Annotated in this window: 17 protein-coding genes and 1 pseudogene; 7 read left to right on the forward strand and 11 right to left on the reverse strand. The window is 70.5% G+C overall.

Annotated elements, in window-relative coordinates:
- The first annotated feature begins 10 nt into the window (after positions 1-10).
- From AAG689_RS24465 to AAG689_RS24480, 4 genes are all read left to right on the forward strand, one after another.
- Entirely contained in the window at positions 11-439 is a 429-nt protein-coding gene (locus AAG689_RS24465; protein WP_406624168.1) for a hypothetical protein, read from the forward strand.
- A gap of 3 nt (positions 440-442) precedes the next feature.
- Positions 443-1,228 carry a DUF2145 domain-containing protein gene (locus tag AAG689_RS24470; protein ID WP_406624169.1) on the forward strand — a complete coding sequence of 262 codons (786 nt, stop codon included), beginning with the start codon at positions 443-445 and terminating at the stop codon, positions 1,226-1,228.
- An 81-nt stretch (positions 1,229-1,309) separates the two neighbouring features.
- Entirely contained in the window at positions 1,310-2,371 is a 1,062-nt protein-coding gene (locus AAG689_RS24475; RefSeq protein ID WP_406624170.1) for a serine endopeptidase, read from the forward strand.
- A gap of 78 nt (positions 2,372-2,449) precedes the next feature.
- Positions 2,450-2,842, forward strand: a complete 393-nt coding sequence (locus AAG689_RS24480) for a DUF3597 domain-containing protein (protein WP_020229877.1) — start codon at positions 2,450-2,452, stop codon at positions 2,840-2,842.
- A gap of 93 nt (positions 2,843-2,935) precedes the next feature.
- Here the strand turns inward: AAG689_RS24480 and tgt are convergent, their stop codons facing one another.
- From tgt to AAG689_RS24495, 3 genes and pseudogenes are all read right to left on the reverse strand, one after another.
- Positions 2,936-4,108 (reverse strand): tRNA guanosine(34) transglycosylase Tgt, encoded by a 1,173-nt coding sequence (gene tgt, locus AAG689_RS24485; protein ID WP_406624171.1) that lies wholly within the window; start codon positions 4,106-4,108, stop codon positions 2,936-2,938.
- A gap of 124 nt (positions 4,109-4,232) precedes the next feature.
- Positions 4,233-5,108: pseudogene (locus tag AAG689_RS24490) on the reverse strand (ornithine cyclodeaminase family protein); the annotation flags it as partial.
- 7 nt (positions 5,109-5,115) lie between these two features.
- Entirely contained in the window at positions 5,116-6,138 is a 1,023-nt protein-coding gene (locus AAG689_RS24495; RefSeq protein ID WP_406624172.1) for a Bug family tripartite tricarboxylate transporter substrate binding protein, read from the reverse strand.
- Positions 6,139-6,335: 197 nt separating this feature from the next.
- Between AAG689_RS24495 and AAG689_RS24500 the strand changes: the two genes are divergently transcribed.
- Complete coding sequence (locus AAG689_RS24500) at positions 6,336-6,797, forward strand: universal stress protein (RefSeq protein ID WP_020229881.1); 462 nt, start codon at positions 6,336-6,338, stop codon at positions 6,795-6,797.
- On the opposite strand, the gene AAG689_RS24505 is transcribed toward AAG689_RS24500, so the two are convergent.
- A complete protein-coding gene (locus AAG689_RS24505) occupies positions 6,794-7,708 on the reverse strand; it encodes a LysR family transcriptional regulator (RefSeq protein WP_406624173.1) in 915 nt (304 codons plus the stop codon). The two genes, AAG689_RS24500 and AAG689_RS24505, sit on opposite strands and share 4 nt — an antisense overlap.
- 102 nt (positions 7,709-7,810) lie before the next feature.
- Between AAG689_RS24505 and AAG689_RS24510 the strand changes: the two genes are divergently transcribed.
- Positions 7,811-8,584 (forward strand): SDR family NAD(P)-dependent oxidoreductase, encoded by a 774-nt coding sequence (locus tag AAG689_RS24510; RefSeq protein ID WP_406624174.1) that lies wholly within the window; start codon positions 7,811-7,813, stop codon positions 8,582-8,584.
- A 57-nt stretch (positions 8,585-8,641) separates the two neighbouring features.
- Here the strand turns inward: AAG689_RS24510 and AAG689_RS24515 are convergent, their stop codons facing one another.
- From AAG689_RS24515 to AAG689_RS24545, 7 genes are all read right to left on the reverse strand, one after another.
- Positions 8,642-9,028, reverse strand: coding sequence for a hypothetical protein (locus AAG689_RS24515; protein WP_020229884.1), 387 nt, complete (start codon positions 9,026-9,028; stop codon positions 8,642-8,644).
- Between the two features lie 191 nt (positions 9,029-9,219).
- On the reverse strand, positions 9,220-10,389 hold the full coding sequence (locus AAG689_RS24520; RefSeq protein ID WP_406624175.1) for a phospholipase A: 1,170 nt from the start codon (positions 10,387-10,389) through the stop codon (positions 9,220-9,222).
- Complete coding sequence (locus tag AAG689_RS24525) at positions 10,386-10,715, reverse strand: hypothetical protein (RefSeq protein WP_406624176.1); 330 nt, start codon at positions 10,713-10,715, stop codon at positions 10,386-10,388. The genes AAG689_RS24520 and AAG689_RS24525 overlap by 4 nt, the downstream gene beginning before the upstream one ends.
- 110 nt (positions 10,716-10,825) lie before the next feature.
- Complete coding sequence (locus tag AAG689_RS24530; protein ID WP_406624177.1) at positions 10,826-12,874, reverse strand: ATP-dependent helicase; 2,049 nt, start codon at positions 12,872-12,874, stop codon at positions 10,826-10,828.
- Between the two features lie 51 nt (positions 12,875-12,925).
- A complete protein-coding gene (locus AAG689_RS24535) occupies positions 12,926-14,065 on the reverse strand; it encodes an ABC transporter substrate-binding protein (RefSeq protein ID WP_406624178.1) in 1,140 nt (379 codons plus the stop codon).
- On the reverse strand, positions 14,065-14,550 hold the full coding sequence (locus AAG689_RS24540) for a universal stress protein (RefSeq protein WP_406624179.1): 486 nt from the start codon (positions 14,548-14,550) through the stop codon (positions 14,065-14,067). Before AAG689_RS24540 ends, AAG689_RS24535 begins: the two co-directional genes overlap by 1 nt.
- Positions 14,547-15,863, reverse strand: coding sequence for a CitMHS family transporter (locus AAG689_RS24545; protein ID WP_406624180.1), 1,317 nt, complete (start codon positions 15,861-15,863; stop codon positions 14,547-14,549). The genes AAG689_RS24540 and AAG689_RS24545 overlap by 4 nt, the downstream gene beginning before the upstream one ends.
- A 72-nt stretch (positions 15,864-15,935) precedes the next feature.
- Here AAG689_RS24545 and AAG689_RS24550 point away from each other — a divergent pair, with 72 nt between their 5' ends.
- Positions 15,936-16,892, forward strand: a complete 957-nt coding sequence (locus AAG689_RS24550) for an AEC family transporter (protein WP_406624181.1) — start codon at positions 15,936-15,938, stop codon at positions 16,890-16,892.
- Positions 16,893-16,895: the final 3 nt, after the last annotated feature.

A 16,895-nucleotide genomic window follows, 5' to 3' on the forward strand; every position in this document is an offset into this window, starting at 1 on the left:
GGAGACCGCCATGATCCGCAAGACTTGTCTGTGCGCCCTGCTGTCGCTGGGCATGCTCGTAGGCGCGGCCCGCGCGCAGAGCGAGGCATCGGCCGCGCTGTCGCTGATGCCCGTGGCGTCCGCCTTCGTGGCTTCGGGTGCCGCGTCGGCCACGGCGGGCGCCGTGGCGGCCCTGCCGGTGGCGCTGTCGGTGGGCGGCGCGGTGCTCACGGTGAAGGCCGTGGAGGCTTCGGCCACGGGCACGGTGTACCTGCTGGAGCGCGCGTCGGACGGCGCGCAGGCCAGCGTGCGGTTGGCCGGCCGCGCCGCGCATGGCGTGGGCACGGTGGTGGCCTGCAGCGTGATCGGCACGGGGGTGGTCCTGTCGGCCGCGGGCGAGGTGCTGGCCTTCGTGCCCAATGCACTGGGCCGCGCGCTGCTGCACAACGAAAGGCTCTGAACCATGCGCAGCTCCATCCTCTGGTCGGCCGTATGGGCGGCCATGGCCTGTCAGGCACATGCGGGCCGCTCGTGCGAGCAGCACAGGCCCACGGTGCAGACCATCGAACGCGGCATGCAACTGGCCGAGCGCACGGCGCGCGCGCTGGATGCGAGCGGCGCCAGCGTGGTGCTGCTGGCGCGCGCGGGGCAGGATTTGTCGAAGTACGGCCTGCGCTATTCGCACCTGGGCTGGGCCTACAGGACACCCGAGGGCCCCTGGCGCGTGGCGCACAAGCTCAACGAATGCGGTACGGCCGTGGCCGCGGTCTACCGCCAGGGACTGGGCGAGTTCTTCCTCGACGACCTGTGGCGCCACGAGGCCGTGTGGGCCGTGCCCGCGCCCGAGGTGCAGCAGCGCCTGTTGCCGCTGCTGCAGGACCGCGCGCGCACCACCGTGCTGCACCAGCGGCCCTACAGCATGGTGAGCTACGCCTGGGGCACGCGCTACCAGCAGTCCAACCAGTGGGCGCTGGAGACGCTGGCCGCCGCGATGGAGCCCGCCAGCGTGCACACCCGTGCGCAGGCCCAGGCGTGGCTGCGGTTCAAGGGCTATGAGCCCACGGCGCTCGCCATCGGGCCGCTCGCGCGCCTGGGCGGGCGCATGACGGCGGCCAACATCGCGTTCGACGACCATCCCAACGACAAGCGCTTCGCCGACCGCATCGAGACCGTCACGGTGGATTCGGCGCTGGCCTGGCTGCAACGCGCCCAGCTGGCCGGCGCGCCGCAGGTGCTGGGCGGGTTTTGAGTCAAAATGGCCTTCAGCGCTTGTCCAGCAAGCGCAAGCAGCTATTAAAAACGTAGTATTTCCTTACAAGTGGAGAGCAGCATGAGCAAGGCACTGCGCCTGTCCGAGAAATGGTTCCGCCGCGGCCTGTGGCTGGTGGCGCTGGTGTTCGCGAGCTTCCTGATCGGTCTGGGCGGCACCATCGTCGGCGACCTGCCCAAGGTGGAGACGCCGCTGCGCCTGGACGACTTCGTCGACCAGTCCGCCGCGCAGCCGCTGCGCGCGCAGGCCAAGGCCGCGCGGCAGGCCGAGGAAGAAGCGCAGGCCGCGCTGGAGCAGGCGCGGCTGCAGCACGCCAAGGCGCGCGGGGAGACGCAGGCCGCGCGCGAGACCTTCGGCAACTGGCTGGCCGCGCGCAGCGCCACGCAGCGCTCCGAGCACGACCCCGAGGTGATCGCGCGCACGCAGGCGCTCGACGCGCTCAAGGGCCAGGAGCGCCGCGCGCAGCAGGCCGTGCAGGCGCAGCAGCAGGCCCAGCTCGATGCGCGCCAGGCCCTGGGCAGCGCGCAGCAGCGGCTGGATGATCTGGAGCAGGCGGGCTACGAGAAGATGGCGGCCGAGCAGCGCCGGGTGGAGCTGCGCGTGTTCCTCTACCGACTGGCGCTCACGCTGCCGTTGCTCGTCGCCGCGGGCTGGCTGTTCGCGAAGAAGCGCAAGAGCACGTACTGGCCTTTCGTCTGGGGCTTCATCTTCTTCGCGCTGTTCGCGTTCTTCGTGGAGCTGGTGCCTTACCTGCCGAGCTATGGCGGCTACGTGCGCTACGTGGTCGGCATCGTGGGCACCGCGCTCGTGGGGCGCTACGCCATCCTGGCGCTGAACCGCTACCTGGAGCGCCAGAAGCAGGCCGAGTCGCTGCCCGACCAGGAGCGCCGCAAGGAGCTGAGCTACGACGTGGCCCTGGCGCGCCTGGCCAAGGGCGTGTGCCCGGGCTGCGAGCGCCCGGTGGATCTGAAGAACGAGCAGATCGACTTCTGCCCGCACTGCGGCATCGGCCTGTTCGACCGCTGCGGTGCCTGCCGCACGCGCAAGAGCGCGTTCGCACGCTTCTGCCATGCCTGCGGCACCGGGACGCACGCCCGGCCGCCAGCGCCCCCTATGGCGTGATACAACGGCTGGCGGCGCGCCGGGCTTGGCCCCGCGCCGTGTGATCCAGCCATCTCAACCTCACCTTCGGGAGCAACCATGGGCTTTTTCTCCAACATCTTTTCCAAGATCTTTCCGTCGGCCAACGCCGCCGAGGTCGTGCCCGCGCCGCCGGCTGCAGCGTCCGCCACCGCCGCCAGCGCACCCGCCGCCGCGCCGGCGCCAGCGCCGATCCCGCTGGGCGACGTGGCCCCCATCCTGGACGCCATGCCCGGCGCCAGCGGCCTGAACTGGCGCACCTCCATCGTCGATCTGCTCAAGCTCCTGGGCCTGGACAGCAGCCTGGCCGCGCGCAAGGAGCTGGCGGGCGAGCTGTTCTACCAAACCAGCGACGAGCCCGGCTCGGCCGGCTGGAACATCGGCCTGCACAAGCAGGTGATGCGCAGCATCGCCGCCAACGGGGGCACGCTGCCGCCGGATCTGCGCGGTTGATATTCTTCGGTGATTCAAGGCTCCAGCGCTTTTGTATCAAGCGCTGGCAGCTATACAAACAGGAGCGGCGGAGGCCAGGCTCCTCGGGGTTCGTCAGACCCCGCGCGCCCGGTCGGCCTTGAAACGGGCGCGGAAGGCGGCGAAGGTGCCCGCGTCCAGCGCCTCGCGCACCTCGCGCATCAGGTTCAGGTAATAGTGCAGGTTGTGGACGGTGGTGAGCATGGGGCCCAGCATCTCGCCGCAGCGGTCCAGGTGGTGCAGATAGGCGCGCGAGAAGCCGCCGCGCCCGCCGTCGTTCCACGAGACGCCCTCGGCGCCGGCGCAGGCGTGGCAGGTGCAGCTGGGGTCGAGCGGCTGGTGGTCGCTCTTGTGCCGCGCGTTGCGGATCTTCAGGTCGCCGTAGCGCGTGAAGAGGGTGCCGTTGCGCGCGTTGCGCGTGGGCATCACGCAGTCGAACATGTCCACGCCGTCGGCCACGCCCTGCACCAGGTCCTCGGGCGTGCCCACGCCCATCAGGTAGCGCGGCTTGTGCGCGGGCAGCCGATGGGGCGTGTGGGCCATGATGTCCAGCATCTCGTCCTTGGGCTCTCCCACGCTCACGCCGCCCACGGCGTAGCCGGGGAAGTCCATCTCCACCAGCGCCTGCAGCGATTCCTCGCGCAGGTGCTTGAACATGCCGCCCTGCACGATGCCGAAGAGGGCGTTGGGGTTGCCCAGGCGCTCGAATTCGTTCTTCGACCGCGTGGCCCAGCGCAGGCTCATCTCCATGCTCTTGCGCGCCTCGGCCTCGGTGGTCTTGTGGCCGTTGGTCTCGTAGGGCGTGCACTCGTCGAGCTGCATGACGATGTCGGAGTTGAGGGTCGTCTGGATCTGCATGCTGACCTCGGGCGACATGAACAGCTTGTCGCCGTTCACGGGCGAGGCGAAGTGCACGCCCTCCTCGGTGATCTTGCGCATGGCGCCCAGGCTCCAGACCTGGAAGCCGCCCGAGTCGGTGAGGATGGGCTTGTCCCACTTCTCGAAGCCGTGCAGCCCGCCGAAGCTCTGCATGATGTCCAGCCCCGGGCGCATCCACAGGTGGAAGGTGTTGCCCAGGATGATCTGCGCGCCCATCTCCTGCAGGCTGCGCGGCATCACGCCCTTGACGGTGCCGTAGGTGCCCACGGGCATGAAGATGGGGGTCTGGACCACGCCGTGGTTCAGCGTGAGGGTGCCGCGCCGGGCGTGGCTGTGGGGGTCGGTGGCGAGAAGTTGGAATTGCAGCATGGCCGCCATTGTCCCAGTGTCCCGGAGCGTGCTCAGCGCGGCAGCCGCACCCCGCGCCCGCGGCCAGGGCCGTGCGGTAGGCCAGGCTGGCGATGGCCAGGTCGGCGACGGCGAACCCGGGGAACAGGAACAGGATGCGCTGCGCATCGCTGGTGCGCCCGCTGCCGGGCGCGGCGACCAGCCGGGCCAGGTCGGCATCGAAGCGGCCCTGGTAGGCGAGCTTGCGGCGGTTCTGCGGGTCGTCGGCCTGGGCGTGGTCGTCGGTGACTTTGAGGTCGAAGGCCTCCAGCGTCTGCGGCAGCCACGAGCGGCCCAGGTCCACTGCCGTGGCGAAGCACCCCGGCTGAACCTGGCGCGCATCGAGGAAGGGCTGCAGCGACGGGCCGCCGGCGACCGAGGTCACGACCACGTCGCAGGCCAGCACCTCGTCCGGCGCGCTCACCGCGCGGGCGGTCAGGCCCAGGGTATTCGCGTCGGCGGCGAAGGCCTGGGCCGTCTCCAGCCGGCATGAATAGGCCACGGCGCAGGAGAGATGCGGCAGCACGTCCCGCAGCGCGCGCAGGTGCCCCCGGGCCTGCTGGCCGCAGCCGATGAAGCCGATGCTGCGGCTGTCCGGCCGTGCCAGGTGGCGCGCCGCGAGCGCCGACATGCCTGCCGTGCGCATCACCGTGAGCAGGTTCGCATCCATCACGGCCAGGGGCTCGCCGGTGTCCGTGTCGCTCAGCAGGATCAGCCCGTTCACGTTGGCCAGGCCCCGGCCGGCGTTGGCGCTGGCGATGCCCACCCACTTCGTGGCCGCGTGCGGCTGGCCCGCCGCCGCGACGGACAGCGACTGGAAGAAATGGCCCGGCCCCAGCGCCAGCGTCTGCTTGGGCGGGGCGATGAAGCCGCTGGCCGCGTGGCGCGCGAACGCCTCGGCCAGTGCGTCGCACACCGCGCGCGGTGTCAGGTCGAGTGTTTGCAGCGCCTGCGCGCCCAGGTACAGCAGGGAGGCATCCATGCGGGCCTCACTCCAGCCGGATGTTGGCCGCCTTGATCACCTTCTCCCACTTGGCGGTCTCGCGTGCGATGAGCTGGCCGAAGGCGTCGGACGACATGGGCTGCGTCATCGCGCCCAGGTCCTGGAAGCGCTTCACCAGCTTGGGGTCCTTGAGCGCCTCGTTGATTTCGCAGTTGAGCCGCTGCACCACCGGGGCCGGCGTGGCGCCGGGCGCCACCACGCCCCACCAGGGGTTGACCTCGTAGCCCGGCAGCGTTTCGGAGACCGATGGCACGTCGGGCAGCAGCGGGCTGCGCTGCACGGTCGTCACGCCCAGGGCGCGCAGCGTGCCGCGCTGCACGTGCGGCAGCGCGGTGGTCACCGAATCCACCAGAAATTCGACCTGCCCGCCGAGCACGTCGGCCAGCGCCGGCGCGTTGCCGCGGTACATGATGCTCTGCATCTGGATGCCCGCCATGTTCTCGAACAGCGCCGACGACAGGTGCGGGCTGGTGCCGTTGCCGGGCAGCGCGATGTTGATCGGCCGTGCCTTGGCCTTCACCGCGGCCACCAGGTCCTTCATGGACGTGACGGGCGAGTCGGCGCGCACCAGGAACACGTTGGGCGCCGTGCTCACGTAGGCCACGGCCTTGAAGTCCTTGAGGTGGTCGTAGGGCAGCTTGGGGTAGAGCGAGGCGTTGATCGCCTGCGTGCCCAGGGTGCCGAGCATCAGCGTGTAGCCGTCCGCCGGTGCCTTGGCGACCGAGGCCGCGCCGATGGTGCCGCCCGCGCCGCCGCGGTTGTCCACCACCACGGGCTGCCCCAGCCGGGAACCCAGCGCCTCGGCCACGAAGCGTGCCACCTGGTCCGTCTGGCCGCCCGGCGGGAAGCCCACGACGAGCGTGACGGGGCGCGCGGGATAGCCCTCGGCGGTCTGCTTGCATTGGCTTTCCGCGGCGGCTGCGTGGGTGCCGAGCACGCAGCAGGCCGCGGCGAGGGACAGGGCCAGCCGGCGGCGCAGCCGCAGCGCGGTGGGGGTGATGGAGGTCATGCGGTTGTCTCCTGGGTTGTTTGCAACAATCTTATCCCGATTAAAAGTAATTGCATAACACTAATCACTATTGCAGAAAGAATTTTCAATAGTGGGGTGTTGGCGCAAAGCCCCGGCCAAGGCCCGCACATGCGCGGACGGCCACGTCCGCTGTCTACACTGGGGGCATTGACGTTTCTGAAGAAAAGAGGTGACCGATGCTCCGAATCCTGATCGCCGTCGATGGCTCCGAACTCGCGCTGGACGCCGTGCGCCACGGCCTGGAACTGGTGCGCCGGGGTGGCCTGCAGGCCACGCTGGTGCTGGGCCACGTGCAGGAAGAGGCCTCGCTGATCGAGCTGGCCACGCAGGGTGCCGATGCCGTGGCCCAGGCCAGCGTGGAGGCCGGCCAGCACCTGATGGCCGGCGCCGTGGCCCTGGTGGAAGCCGCGCGCGTGCCCTACGAGACCGAGATCGGCCTGGGCCCCGTGGCCGCCACGCTGGTGGACATGGTGGAGCGTTGCGGCTGCGACGCGCTCTTCATCGGCGCGCGCGGCCTCGGGGGCTTGCGCGGGGCGCTGCTGGGCTCGGTGTCGCAGGCGCTGGTGCACCAGAGCCCGGTGCCTGTCACGGTGGTCAAGCACGCGGAGCCACAGCAGGCGGAAGACGGCGAAGCCTAAGCGTCGCCGCCCAGCCGGGCCCGGACCACGTCGGCCAGCCAGTCCATCACCAGGCGCACGCGCCGCGACAGGTTGCGCTGGTGGGCATAGATCAGCGTGAGCGGCATGTGCGGGGCCGCATGCGCGGGCAGCACCTCCACCAGCAGGCCGCGTGCGAGCAGGTCTTCCACGCTCAGGCGCGGCACCTGGATCAGCCCCAGGCCCGCCAGGCCGGCCGACAGGTAGGCCTCGGCGTTGTTGACGGTCACCGCGCCGGCCATGGCGTGGCGCGCCACGGCGCCGCTGCCGTCCTGTACCTCGAAGCCCGCCGGGCGCGCGCCCAGCGTGCCCGCGTAGTGCACGAGCCGGTGGCGCGGCAGGTCTTCCAGCGTGCGCGGCGTGCCCATCGCCTCCACATAGGCGGGGCTGGCGTAGTTGCCCTGGTGCAGCACGCCCAGGGGCCGCGCGACGAGGTTCGCGTCGCCCACCGGGCCGGCGCGCAGCACGCAGTCGAAACCCTCGCGCACCAGGTCCACACGGCGGTCGGTGCTGCTGAGCTCCACCTCCAGCGCGGGATGGCGGCGCAGCAGCTCGGGCAGGCGCGGGATCACCACGTTGCGCGCCAGCCCCGTGGTCATGTCGATGCGCACCCGCCCGCGCAGCGGGGCGCCCCCGGGGTGCTGGAACATGGCCTGGAATTCGTCCAGGTCCGCCAGCAGCCCCTTGCAGCGCTCGTAGCAGACCTGGCCGTCCTGCGTGAGCTGCACGCGCCGGGTGGTGCGGTGCAGCAGCCGCGTGCCGAGCTGCGCCTCGAGCTGCTGCACGGCCAGCGAGGCGCTGGCCTTGGGCAGGCCCAGCGCCTGGGCGGCCTGCGTGAAGCTGGCCAGCTCGGCCACGCGGGCGAAGACCTGCATGCATTCGACGGGGTTCATGATTGATCGGAATATTTGAACAAACAAACCAATTTTGGATTGTTTATCAAAATCTCATCGCCCAATACAGTGCAGGCATTCCCTCTACCAAGGACACCTGCCATGACTTCTTCCACCCCCGCTACTCCCATCGCGCTCGTCACCGGCGGCAGCCGGGGCCTGGGCCGCAACGCGGCGCTCCAGATCGCGCGCCAGGGCATCGACGTGGTCCTGACCTACCGCAGCCGCGCCGACGAGGCGCAGGCCGTGGTCGCGGAGATCGAGGCCCTGGGGCGCCGTGCCGTGGCACTGCCGCTCGACGTGGCGCGCAGCGGCACGTTCCCGGCCTTCGTGGAGCAGTTGCGCGAGGCGCTGGCGCGCGTGTGGGCGTGCGACCGCTTCGACTTCCTCGTGAACAACGCGGGCATCGGCATTCACGCGGCCTTCGCCGATACGACCGAGGCGCAGTTCGACGAGCTGGTGGCGATCCACCTCAAGGGGCCGTTCTTCCTCACCCAGGCGCTGCTGCCGCTGCTGCGCGATGGCGGGCGCATCGTCAACCTGTCGTCCGGCCTGGCGCGCTTCGCGCTGCCGGGCTATGCCGCCTACGCGGCGATGAAGGGCGGGGTGGAAGTGCTCACGCGCTACCTGGCCAAGGAGCTGGGGCCGCGCGGCATTGCGGTGAACGTCGTGGCGCCGGGGGCGATCGCCACCGATTTCGGCGGCGGCGCGGTGCGCGACAACGCCCAGGTGAATGCCTTCATCGCCTCGCAGACGGCGCTGGGCCGCGTGGGCGTGCCGGAGGACATCGGCGGCGTGGTGGCCTCGCTGCTGCTGCCCGCGAGCCGCTGGGTGAATGCCCAGCGCATCGAAGCGTCGGGCGGGATGTTCCTGTGATTTTTTGGGGAGGTTTGCTATTCAATCAGGAGCTGCTTGCGCTTGGTGGGTAAGCGATCAAGCCGCTTTTCTCCATTGTTCCGCCGCACGCGGGAACTTGCCGTGCGGCAGGCTGGCCAGGCGCTGGAGCATGCGGCGGCAGTAGCCGGTGATCCACAGGCACTTGTTGAGCTCGTCCACGGGCAGCGGGCCGGAGACGACGACGATGTCGTTGGCCGCCTGCTGCGCCCCGGCCGCGCGCAGGCGCCGGCGGGTGTGCGTGGCCCAGGACTGGATGCGCGCCGGGTTGCCGTGCTGGTGCACCTCGCCGGTGTGCACGTCGAAGGCGATGGCCACGGTGTCGGTCTTCAGCTTGAACCTGCGCTCGCCGGTGACGGCGCTGGGCGCCTCACGCATGTCGTACAGGTAGTAGCTGCCTGCCTTGAGCTGGTATTGCATGTCCATGGTCGTCGTCCTCCGAGGGGGCATTCTCCGGGGGGAGGCGGGCGGCAATGGCGCGGAAAGCGGTGTGAAACAGGCGCTTTTCCCGTGGCGGGGCGTGCCGCCGGGGCCTCGGGTTGCGTGCGATTGTGTCGGCCCCGGGTGGGGGCTTCAAGCCACGGGGCCGTTCAAACGGTAACCGGATGTGATGCGGATCAGAAATCGACCAGACTCACGCCCACGCTGAACACGGTGCGCTTGCGGTTGTAGTCGATCAGGCTGTCGCCGTAACCGCTGAAGAGCTGCGTGTGCAGGCGCAGGTTGGTGCGGTTGCCCACGAGGCTGGTGCCCAGGCTCTGCAGCCATTCCAGGCGCACCGAGCCGCGCCCCGCGGAGTCCAGCGAATGGCGCGCGGTGAGCGTGAGCAGGTTGTCCTTGTCCACGTTCCAGCCCAGGCCCAGCTCGGCGCGGCCCACGTAGCCGCTGATGCCGGGGTTGTTGTCGCTGTCGGCGCTTTCGTGCAGGCGCTTCCAGATGCGGCCGGTGACGGTCCAGCGGTTGTCCAGCTCCATGCCGGTCATGAGGTAGACGCGGTTCCAGCTGCGCGAGAGCGGGTCGCTCTGGCCGTTGGACTGGTGCACCAGGCCCAGGCCGCTGTAGCGCCAGCGCCAGCCGAAGGGCAGCTTGGCGTCGGTGGGGTAGACGTAGACGATCTCCGGCTCGTGGTCGGTGTTGCGGAAGGGCCGCGAGATGTTGGCGGAGAACAGTTGCCAGTACGACTGCTGCGTGTAGCCCACCCACAGCGAGTCGCGCAGCTGGGGATCGCCGCGCGTGAGCAGGCCCTGGGCGAGCTTGGTGCGCACCGAGAGCTGCACGCGCATCTCGGTGCGGCGGTAGGCGACGGGGTCTTCGGCGCTGTTGTTGGGGTTGCCCGAGGTGGGCAGGCGGTTGACGTTGCTGGCACCCACCACGGACACGTTCATGGGCCGGTAGCCGCGGAAGCGGAACGCGCCGCAGTCGGTGCCGCTCTCCAGCTCCCAGAACCGCGACAGGGTGCTGTACTGCCCGTCGCGGCAGCCATCCACCTGGGCCACCTCGATGATGCGGGTGGCGGGCAGCGTGGCGTCCACGGGCGGGGGCGGCGCGCTCGCGGCCGCCTCGGGCTGCGCGCTGGCCGCGGCGGCAGGCGCCTGCCAGGCCTGGTTGCCGGCCCACTGGTCGAAGCAGGCCAGGCGCGCCTGGCTGTCGCCCGTCAGGGCGGCGCACTGGCGCCAGCCGGCGTTGCCGGCGGCGGTGTCCTGCGCATGGGCGGCCAGCGGCAGCGCGGTGCCCATGCAGGTGGCGCCCAGGGGGGCGATCAGGGAGGCGAGCAGGGTGCGTTTCATGGATGGACGGGGCCGAGTTTGCGCAGGGTGAAGCGGAAGGGGCGGTCGGCTTCGTCCGTCCACTCGCCGCGGATCTCGCGGGCGCAGCTGCCTTCGACGACGTCGCCGAACCAGTTGCCGGTCACTTTCTTGCCGTCGCGCGATTCTTCCAGGGTGAGCGCGCCCTTGTTCACGTCGCCCACCACGATGCTGCTTCCGCCGGGCCGCAGGATGCGGCCCTTCACGGTGCCGTCCCACTCGGGGTGGGGCCCCAGCTCCAGCACGATGGGGCCGCTCTGGCCCGGCATGTCGGCCTGCCAGCGGCCGACCAGCTCGGGCTGGTCCATTTGCGCGGCGGTGGGGCAGGCGGGACGGTTCTGAGAGGGGTTTTGGGCGCAGGCGCTTATCAGGCAAGCGCTGGCAGCTATCAAAAGAGGAGTAATGCGCATGGGTGTGTTCAGGGGGTGGCGGCCTGCGCCTTGCGCGCCGCGAATTCGGCGCGCAGCGCCTTGAGCTTCTCGCGCGGGTCTTCGCGCATGGTGGTGGCGTCGAGCTTCATCTCGGCGATGAAGCGGCTGGGCTGGCAGGCCACCATCTCGCGGCCCTTCTTGCGTTTCTTGGTCCAGCCCACGGCCAGCGTGCGCTGGGCGCGGGTGATGCCCACGTACATCAGGCGGCGCTCCTCCTGCAGGCGCTGCAGCACGTCGTCCGCGACCTTCTGCTGGCGGCCCTCGTCGTCGTCGAGCTTGAAGGGCAGCATGCCCTCTGTCACGCCGGCCAGCACCACGTGGGGCCATTCCAGGCCCTTGCTGGCGTGCAGGGTGGAGAGCACGACCATGTCCTGCTCCTGTTCGCGCTCCGAGATGGTGGAGAGCAGCGCGATGGTCTGCGCGACTTCGAGCAGGCTCTTGGTCTCGCTTTGCAGGCCCTCCTCGACCTGCCCGCCCGCGCGCTGGGCCATCCAGTCGCAGAACTCCAGCACGTTGCTCCAGCGCGCGGCGGCCACCTTCTCGCTGTCCTCGCCGTCGTAGAGGTGCTGCTCGTAGCCGATCTCCTGGAGCCAGTCGGCCAGGAACGCGCGCGCGGCCTCGTGGCCGTGCGTGTGGCGCGCGCGGTGCTCCAGGTCGTTGATGGCGCGGCCGAATTCCAGCAGCCCGTCCATGCCGCGCTTGGGGATCACCGCGGGCAGCATGGCGTTGAAGAGCGCGCCGAACATGCTCTGCTTGTGCTGCGTGGCGAATTCGCCCAAGGCTCCCAGCGTGGTGTGGCCGACGCCCCGGCGCGGGTTGGCGACGGCGCGCAGGAAGGCGGGGTCGTCGTCGTTGTTGATCCACAGGCGGAACCATGCGCACAGGTCCTTGATCTCGGCGCGGTCGAAAAACGACGTGCCGCCCGAGACCTTGTAGGGGATGTTGGCCTTGCGCAAGGCCTTCTCGAACGGCTTGGCCTGGTGGTTGGCGCGGTAGAGGATGGCGAAGTCCTTCCACGCGGGCGGCGGGTTGCTCGCAGCGCGCAGGCCCTGGATGCGGGCCACGGCGCGCTCGGCCTCGTGCTCCTCGTTGTCGCAGTCCACCACGCGCACGGGCTCGCCCTCGCCGAGTTCGCTGAACAGGGTCTTGGGGTAGAGCTTGGGGTTGGGCTGGATGACGTTGTTGGCCGCGCGCAGGATGGCGCTGGTGGAGCGGTAGTTCTGCTCCAGCTTGATCACCTTGAGCTGGGGGAAGTCCTGCGGCAGTTTTTTGAGGTTCTCCAGCGTGGCGCCGCGCCAGCCGTAGATGCTCTGGTCGTCGTCGCCCACGGCCGTGAAGCGCGCGCGCTCGCCCACGAGGAACTTCAGCAACTCGTACTGCGTGGCGTTCGTGTCCTGGTATTCATCGACCAGCACGTGGCCCAGGATGCGCTGCCATTTCTCGCGCACCTCGGGGTGGTGGCGCAGCAGGCGCATGGGCATGCCGATCAGGTCGTCGAAGTCCACGCTCTGGTAGGCGGAGAGGCGCTCCTCGTAGCGCTGCATGACGAGGGCGATGCTGCGCTCGTTGTCGTCCTTGGCCATCGCCAGGGCCTTGCGCGCATCCCAGCCCTGGTTCTTCCAGGCGCTGATGGTCCACTGCCACTGGCGCGCCGTGGCCAGGTCGGTGGTGCCGCCCGCGCAGTCCTTGAGGATGCCGGTCACGTCGTCCTGGTCGAGGATGCTGAACGAGGGCTTGAGTCCGAGCACGTGCCCGTCCTCGCGCACCATGCGCACGCCCAGGGCGTGGAAGGTGCAGACCAGCACGTCCTTGGCCTGGCGGCCGATGAGCCCGGCGGCGCGCTCGCGCATCTCGGCCGCGGCCTTGTTGGTGAAGGTGATGGCGGCGATGCGCCGGGGGGCGAGGCCCGTCTCGATGAGCCGCGCGATCTTGTGCGTGATCACCCGCGTCTTGCCCGAGCCCGCGCCGGCCAGCACCAGGCAGGGGCCTTCGGTGTAGTGGACAGCCTGGAGTTGCGCGAGATTGAGACCGGACATTGAAGGGCGAGCAGGGCGCGAAAGCGCGAGAGGGCCGCCGATGATACCGGCCTACCCCTTCCCGTACCCCAGCGCGGCCCGCCAGCGCAGGATGAAGTCGCGGTAGGCCGCGTTGGCCAGCGGCGCCGCGAGGCCGGGGCCCAGCGCCACCGGGCGCGCGCGGCTGCCCAGCAGCTGGCGCAGGGCGGCGCCGGTGGTCTCGCCCGTGGCGTCCTCGCGCAGCGCGTACAGGCGCGCGGCGGTGGCCATCACCGTCTGGCCGCGCCGCGAGAGCAGGTAGTCCAGCCACAGCCGGGCCGCATTCGGGTGCGCGGCGCGGCTGTTGATGAGCAGCACGCGCGAGGTGACCAGCGTGTAGTCCTCGGGAAAGACCACGCCGAGCGCGGGCCGCTCGCGCGCCTGGGCCACGGTGTAGGCGCCCAGCAGGTTCAGCCCCAAGCGCGCGCGGCCGTCGGCGATCTGGCGCACCATGGCGTCGGTGGTCAGCAGCAGGCGGGCGCGGCCCGCGCCCAGGGCCTGGGCGGTGGCCCAGAAGGTGGCCTCACTGGCGGCGGCGTCCTGCGCGGCGAGGAAATAGCCCACGCCGGATTTCTGGATGTCGTAGCTCACCGCGCCGCCCTGCGCGCCGGCGAGCCAGCGGGCCAGCGCGGCGTGGCTGCGCGGCACCTCGCCTTCGGGCAGCGAGGGTTTGTGGTGCGCGAACACCACGGGCTCGTAGGTGGTGGCCCACAGGCGGTCCTGCCACTGTGCCCAGGCGGGCAGGTGCGCCTGCTCGGGCGAGGCGTAGGCCAGCGCATGGCCGGCGGTGGCGAGCGCCACCATGTGGTCCATGGCCGAGCTCCAGAGCACGTCGGCGGCCTCGCGGCCGAGCTGGTTCTCTGCGATGAAGCGGTGGTACAGCTCGGTGCTGCCCAGGTCTTCGTACGCGACGGCGATGCGCGGGTACAGCCGCCGGAAGTCCGCCACCAGCGGCGCGGCCACGCGCTCGTCGGTGGTGGAGTGGATGGACAGGCGCCCTTCGTCCTCCGCCGCGCGCACCGTGGTGGCGTAGGCGGCCGGATAGCCCTCGGGCGGGCGGGCGCGCGGGGCGTAGTCGAGCAGCTCGTCGGCCGGCTGCGCCAGCGCGGGCGCGGCCGCCAGGCCGCCCAGCTGGCACAGCGCGGCGCGGCGGGAGAGCGGGCGTTCCGTCATCACTCCCCCACCGGCACCAGCAGCAGCGGCTTGCGCGTGCGGCGCAGCACCTCCTGCGTGGCCGAGCCGAACAGCAGGCCGGCGAGCACGCCCTTGCCGCGCGAGGCCATCAGCACCAGGTCGGCCCCGCCGCGGTCGGCCGCGTCGAGGATGGCCTGGGGCACGTCGTCGCCTTCGTGCACGATCAGCTCGGTCACGGGCTGGCGCGGCGCACTGCCGCCGCGCGCGGCGTAGAAGCCGGCGACCTGCGCCTCGATGTGTGCCAGCGTGCGCACGGCGCGGCGGTCGTGGTACTGGTCCAGCGCCTGCTGGGGCACGTGAGAGTCGATGTCCACGAGCGAGCGCTCGCGCTCGTCGCTGATCACCGTGAGCACCTGCAGCCGGGCGCCCAGGCGGTCGGCCAGGCCGATGGCGTAGGCCAGCGCGGCCTCGCAGCCCTCGCCCAGGTCCGAGGCGTAGAGGATGGTGCGGATGTCGGGGTTCATGCTGCGCTCCCTACCAGTGGAATGACGCCCAGCACCAGCATGGCCGCCAGCATCACGAAGGCGGCGGAAAGCGCCCACAGCAGCGTGAAGCGCTGGTGGTCGCCGAACTCCACCTTGACCAGCCCGACCAGCAGGTAGGTCGAGGCCACGAGCGGGCTGAGCAGGTGCACCTGCTGGCCCACGAGCGAGGCGCGCGCGATCTCGGCCGCGCCGATGCCGTAGACGGCCGCCGTCTTGGCCAGGATGGGCAGGATGCCGAAATAGAACGCGTCGTTGGAGATGAAGAAGGTAAACGGGATGCTTAGGACCGCCGTGACCACCGCCATGTAGGGGCCCATCCAGTCCGGCACCATGGCGATCACGCTGGTGGCGATGGCGTCCACCATCCTGGTGCCCGAGAGAATGCCCACGAAGATGCCGGCCGCGAAGATCAGCGACACCACGGGCACGATGTTCACCGCGTGGGCCTCCAGCCGCTCCTTCTGCTGCTGCAACTGGGGATAGTTGATCATCAGCGCGATGGCCGAGGCCACCATGAACAGCACCTGCAGCGGGAACACGTCCATCACCAGCAGCACCATCAGCGCCAGCGTGAGCAGCGCGTTGACCCACAGCAGCCGGGGCCGCGCGAGCGTGGGGTCGCCGCCCGTTACCTCGGCGATGGACTGGCTGCCGCCGCGCGTGCCGTCCAGGCGGATGGCGCCCAGGCGCCGCGCCTCGCGCCGCCCGAGGATGAAGGCCACGAAGGTGCACCACGCGCCGGTGACCACCATGGGCGCGATCATCGGCACGAAGACCTGGCCCATCTCCACGCCTAAAGCGCTCACGGCCCGCGCGGTGGGCCCGCCCCAGGGCAGGATGTTCATGAGCTGGCCGGCCATCATCACCACGCAGGCCAGCACCAGCCGGTTCATGCCCAGCCGCTGGTAGAGCGGCAGCATGGCGGCGCAGGTGATCATGTAGGTGGTGGAGCCGTCGCCGTCGAGCGAGACGCCCGCGGCCAGCAGGAAGGTGCCCACCACGATCTTCGTCGGGCTGCCGCCCACCAGGCGCAGCACCAGCTTCACGACCGGGTCGAACAGGCCCGCGTCGATCATGATGCCGAAGTAGAGGATGGCGAACATCAGCATCACGCCCGTGGGCGCGAGCTTCTTGATGCCGTCGAGCATCATCGGCCCCAGCCCCATGCCGAAGCCGCCGATCAGGCCGAACACGATGGGCACCAGGATCAGCGCCACCATGGCCGACAGGCGCTTGGTCATGATCAGCGCCATGAAGACGACGATCATGGTGTAGGCGAGGGCGGTCAGCATCGTCGTTGTCTCCTTGGGGTAGCGCTTCGATGGTAGCGGATGCCGGCCGGAGCTCAGGCGAGAATGCCGTCCGTGCTGTCCGTCCTGCTCGTCACCTTCCCCTTCTTCGCCCTCGTGCTCTGCGGCTACCTCGCCACGCGCGCGGGCGCGCTGCCCACGACGGCGATCGGCGGGCTCAACACCTTCGTGCTGTATTTCGCGCTGCCGTGCATGCTCTACCGCTTCGGCGCGGGCACGCCCATCGCGCAGCTGCTGGACCCGGCCGTGGCCGGCGTCTACCTGCTGTGCGCGCTGCTCGTGGTGGGCGCCACCATCGCGCTCACGCGGCGCGGGTCGATCGGCTGGAACGACGCGGCCTTCGGCGCGCTGGTCACCGCGTTTCCCAACACCGGCTTCATGGGCGTGCCGCTGCTCGTGGCGCTGATGGGCGAGCGCAGCGCGGGGCCGGTCATCCTGGTGCTGACCATCGACATGGTCATCACCAGCTCGCTGTGCATCGCCCTCTCGCGCCTGGACGGCGCGGGCGCGCACGGCGTGGCGGTGGCGCTGCGCAACGCGTTCAAGGGCATGGCGACCAACCCCATGCCCTGGTCCATCGTGCTGGGCGGCGTGGCCTCGGCGCTGCAGTGGCGCCTGCCCGGCCCCGTGGACCAGACGCTGGCCATGCTCGCGGGCGCGGCCTCGCCCGTGGCGCTGTTCACCATCGGCGCGGTGCTGGCGCGCTCGCAGATGAACCAGCACGAGCGCGTGCCGGCGCGCCTCTATGTGCCGCTGGCGCTGGCCAAGCTGGTGCTGCACCCGCTGCTGGTGTGGTGCGTGGGCCGCGCGGCCATGGCGCTGGGCGCGCCGCTGCCGCCCTTCGCGCTGACGGTGATGGTGCTGGTGGCAGCGCTGCCCAGCGCGAGCAACGTGGCGCTGCTGGTGGAGCGCTTCGGCGCGCACGGCGGGCGCGTGGCGCGGGTGATCCTGGTGTCCACCGCGCTGGCGTTCCTCAGCTTCTCGGCGGCCGTGGCGCTATTGATCGAGTAGCTG

Source organism: Acidovorax sp. SDU_ACID1 (assembly GCF_045291395.1).
GTDB lineage: Bacteria > Pseudomonadota > Gammaproteobacteria > Burkholderiales > Burkholderiaceae_C > MR-S7.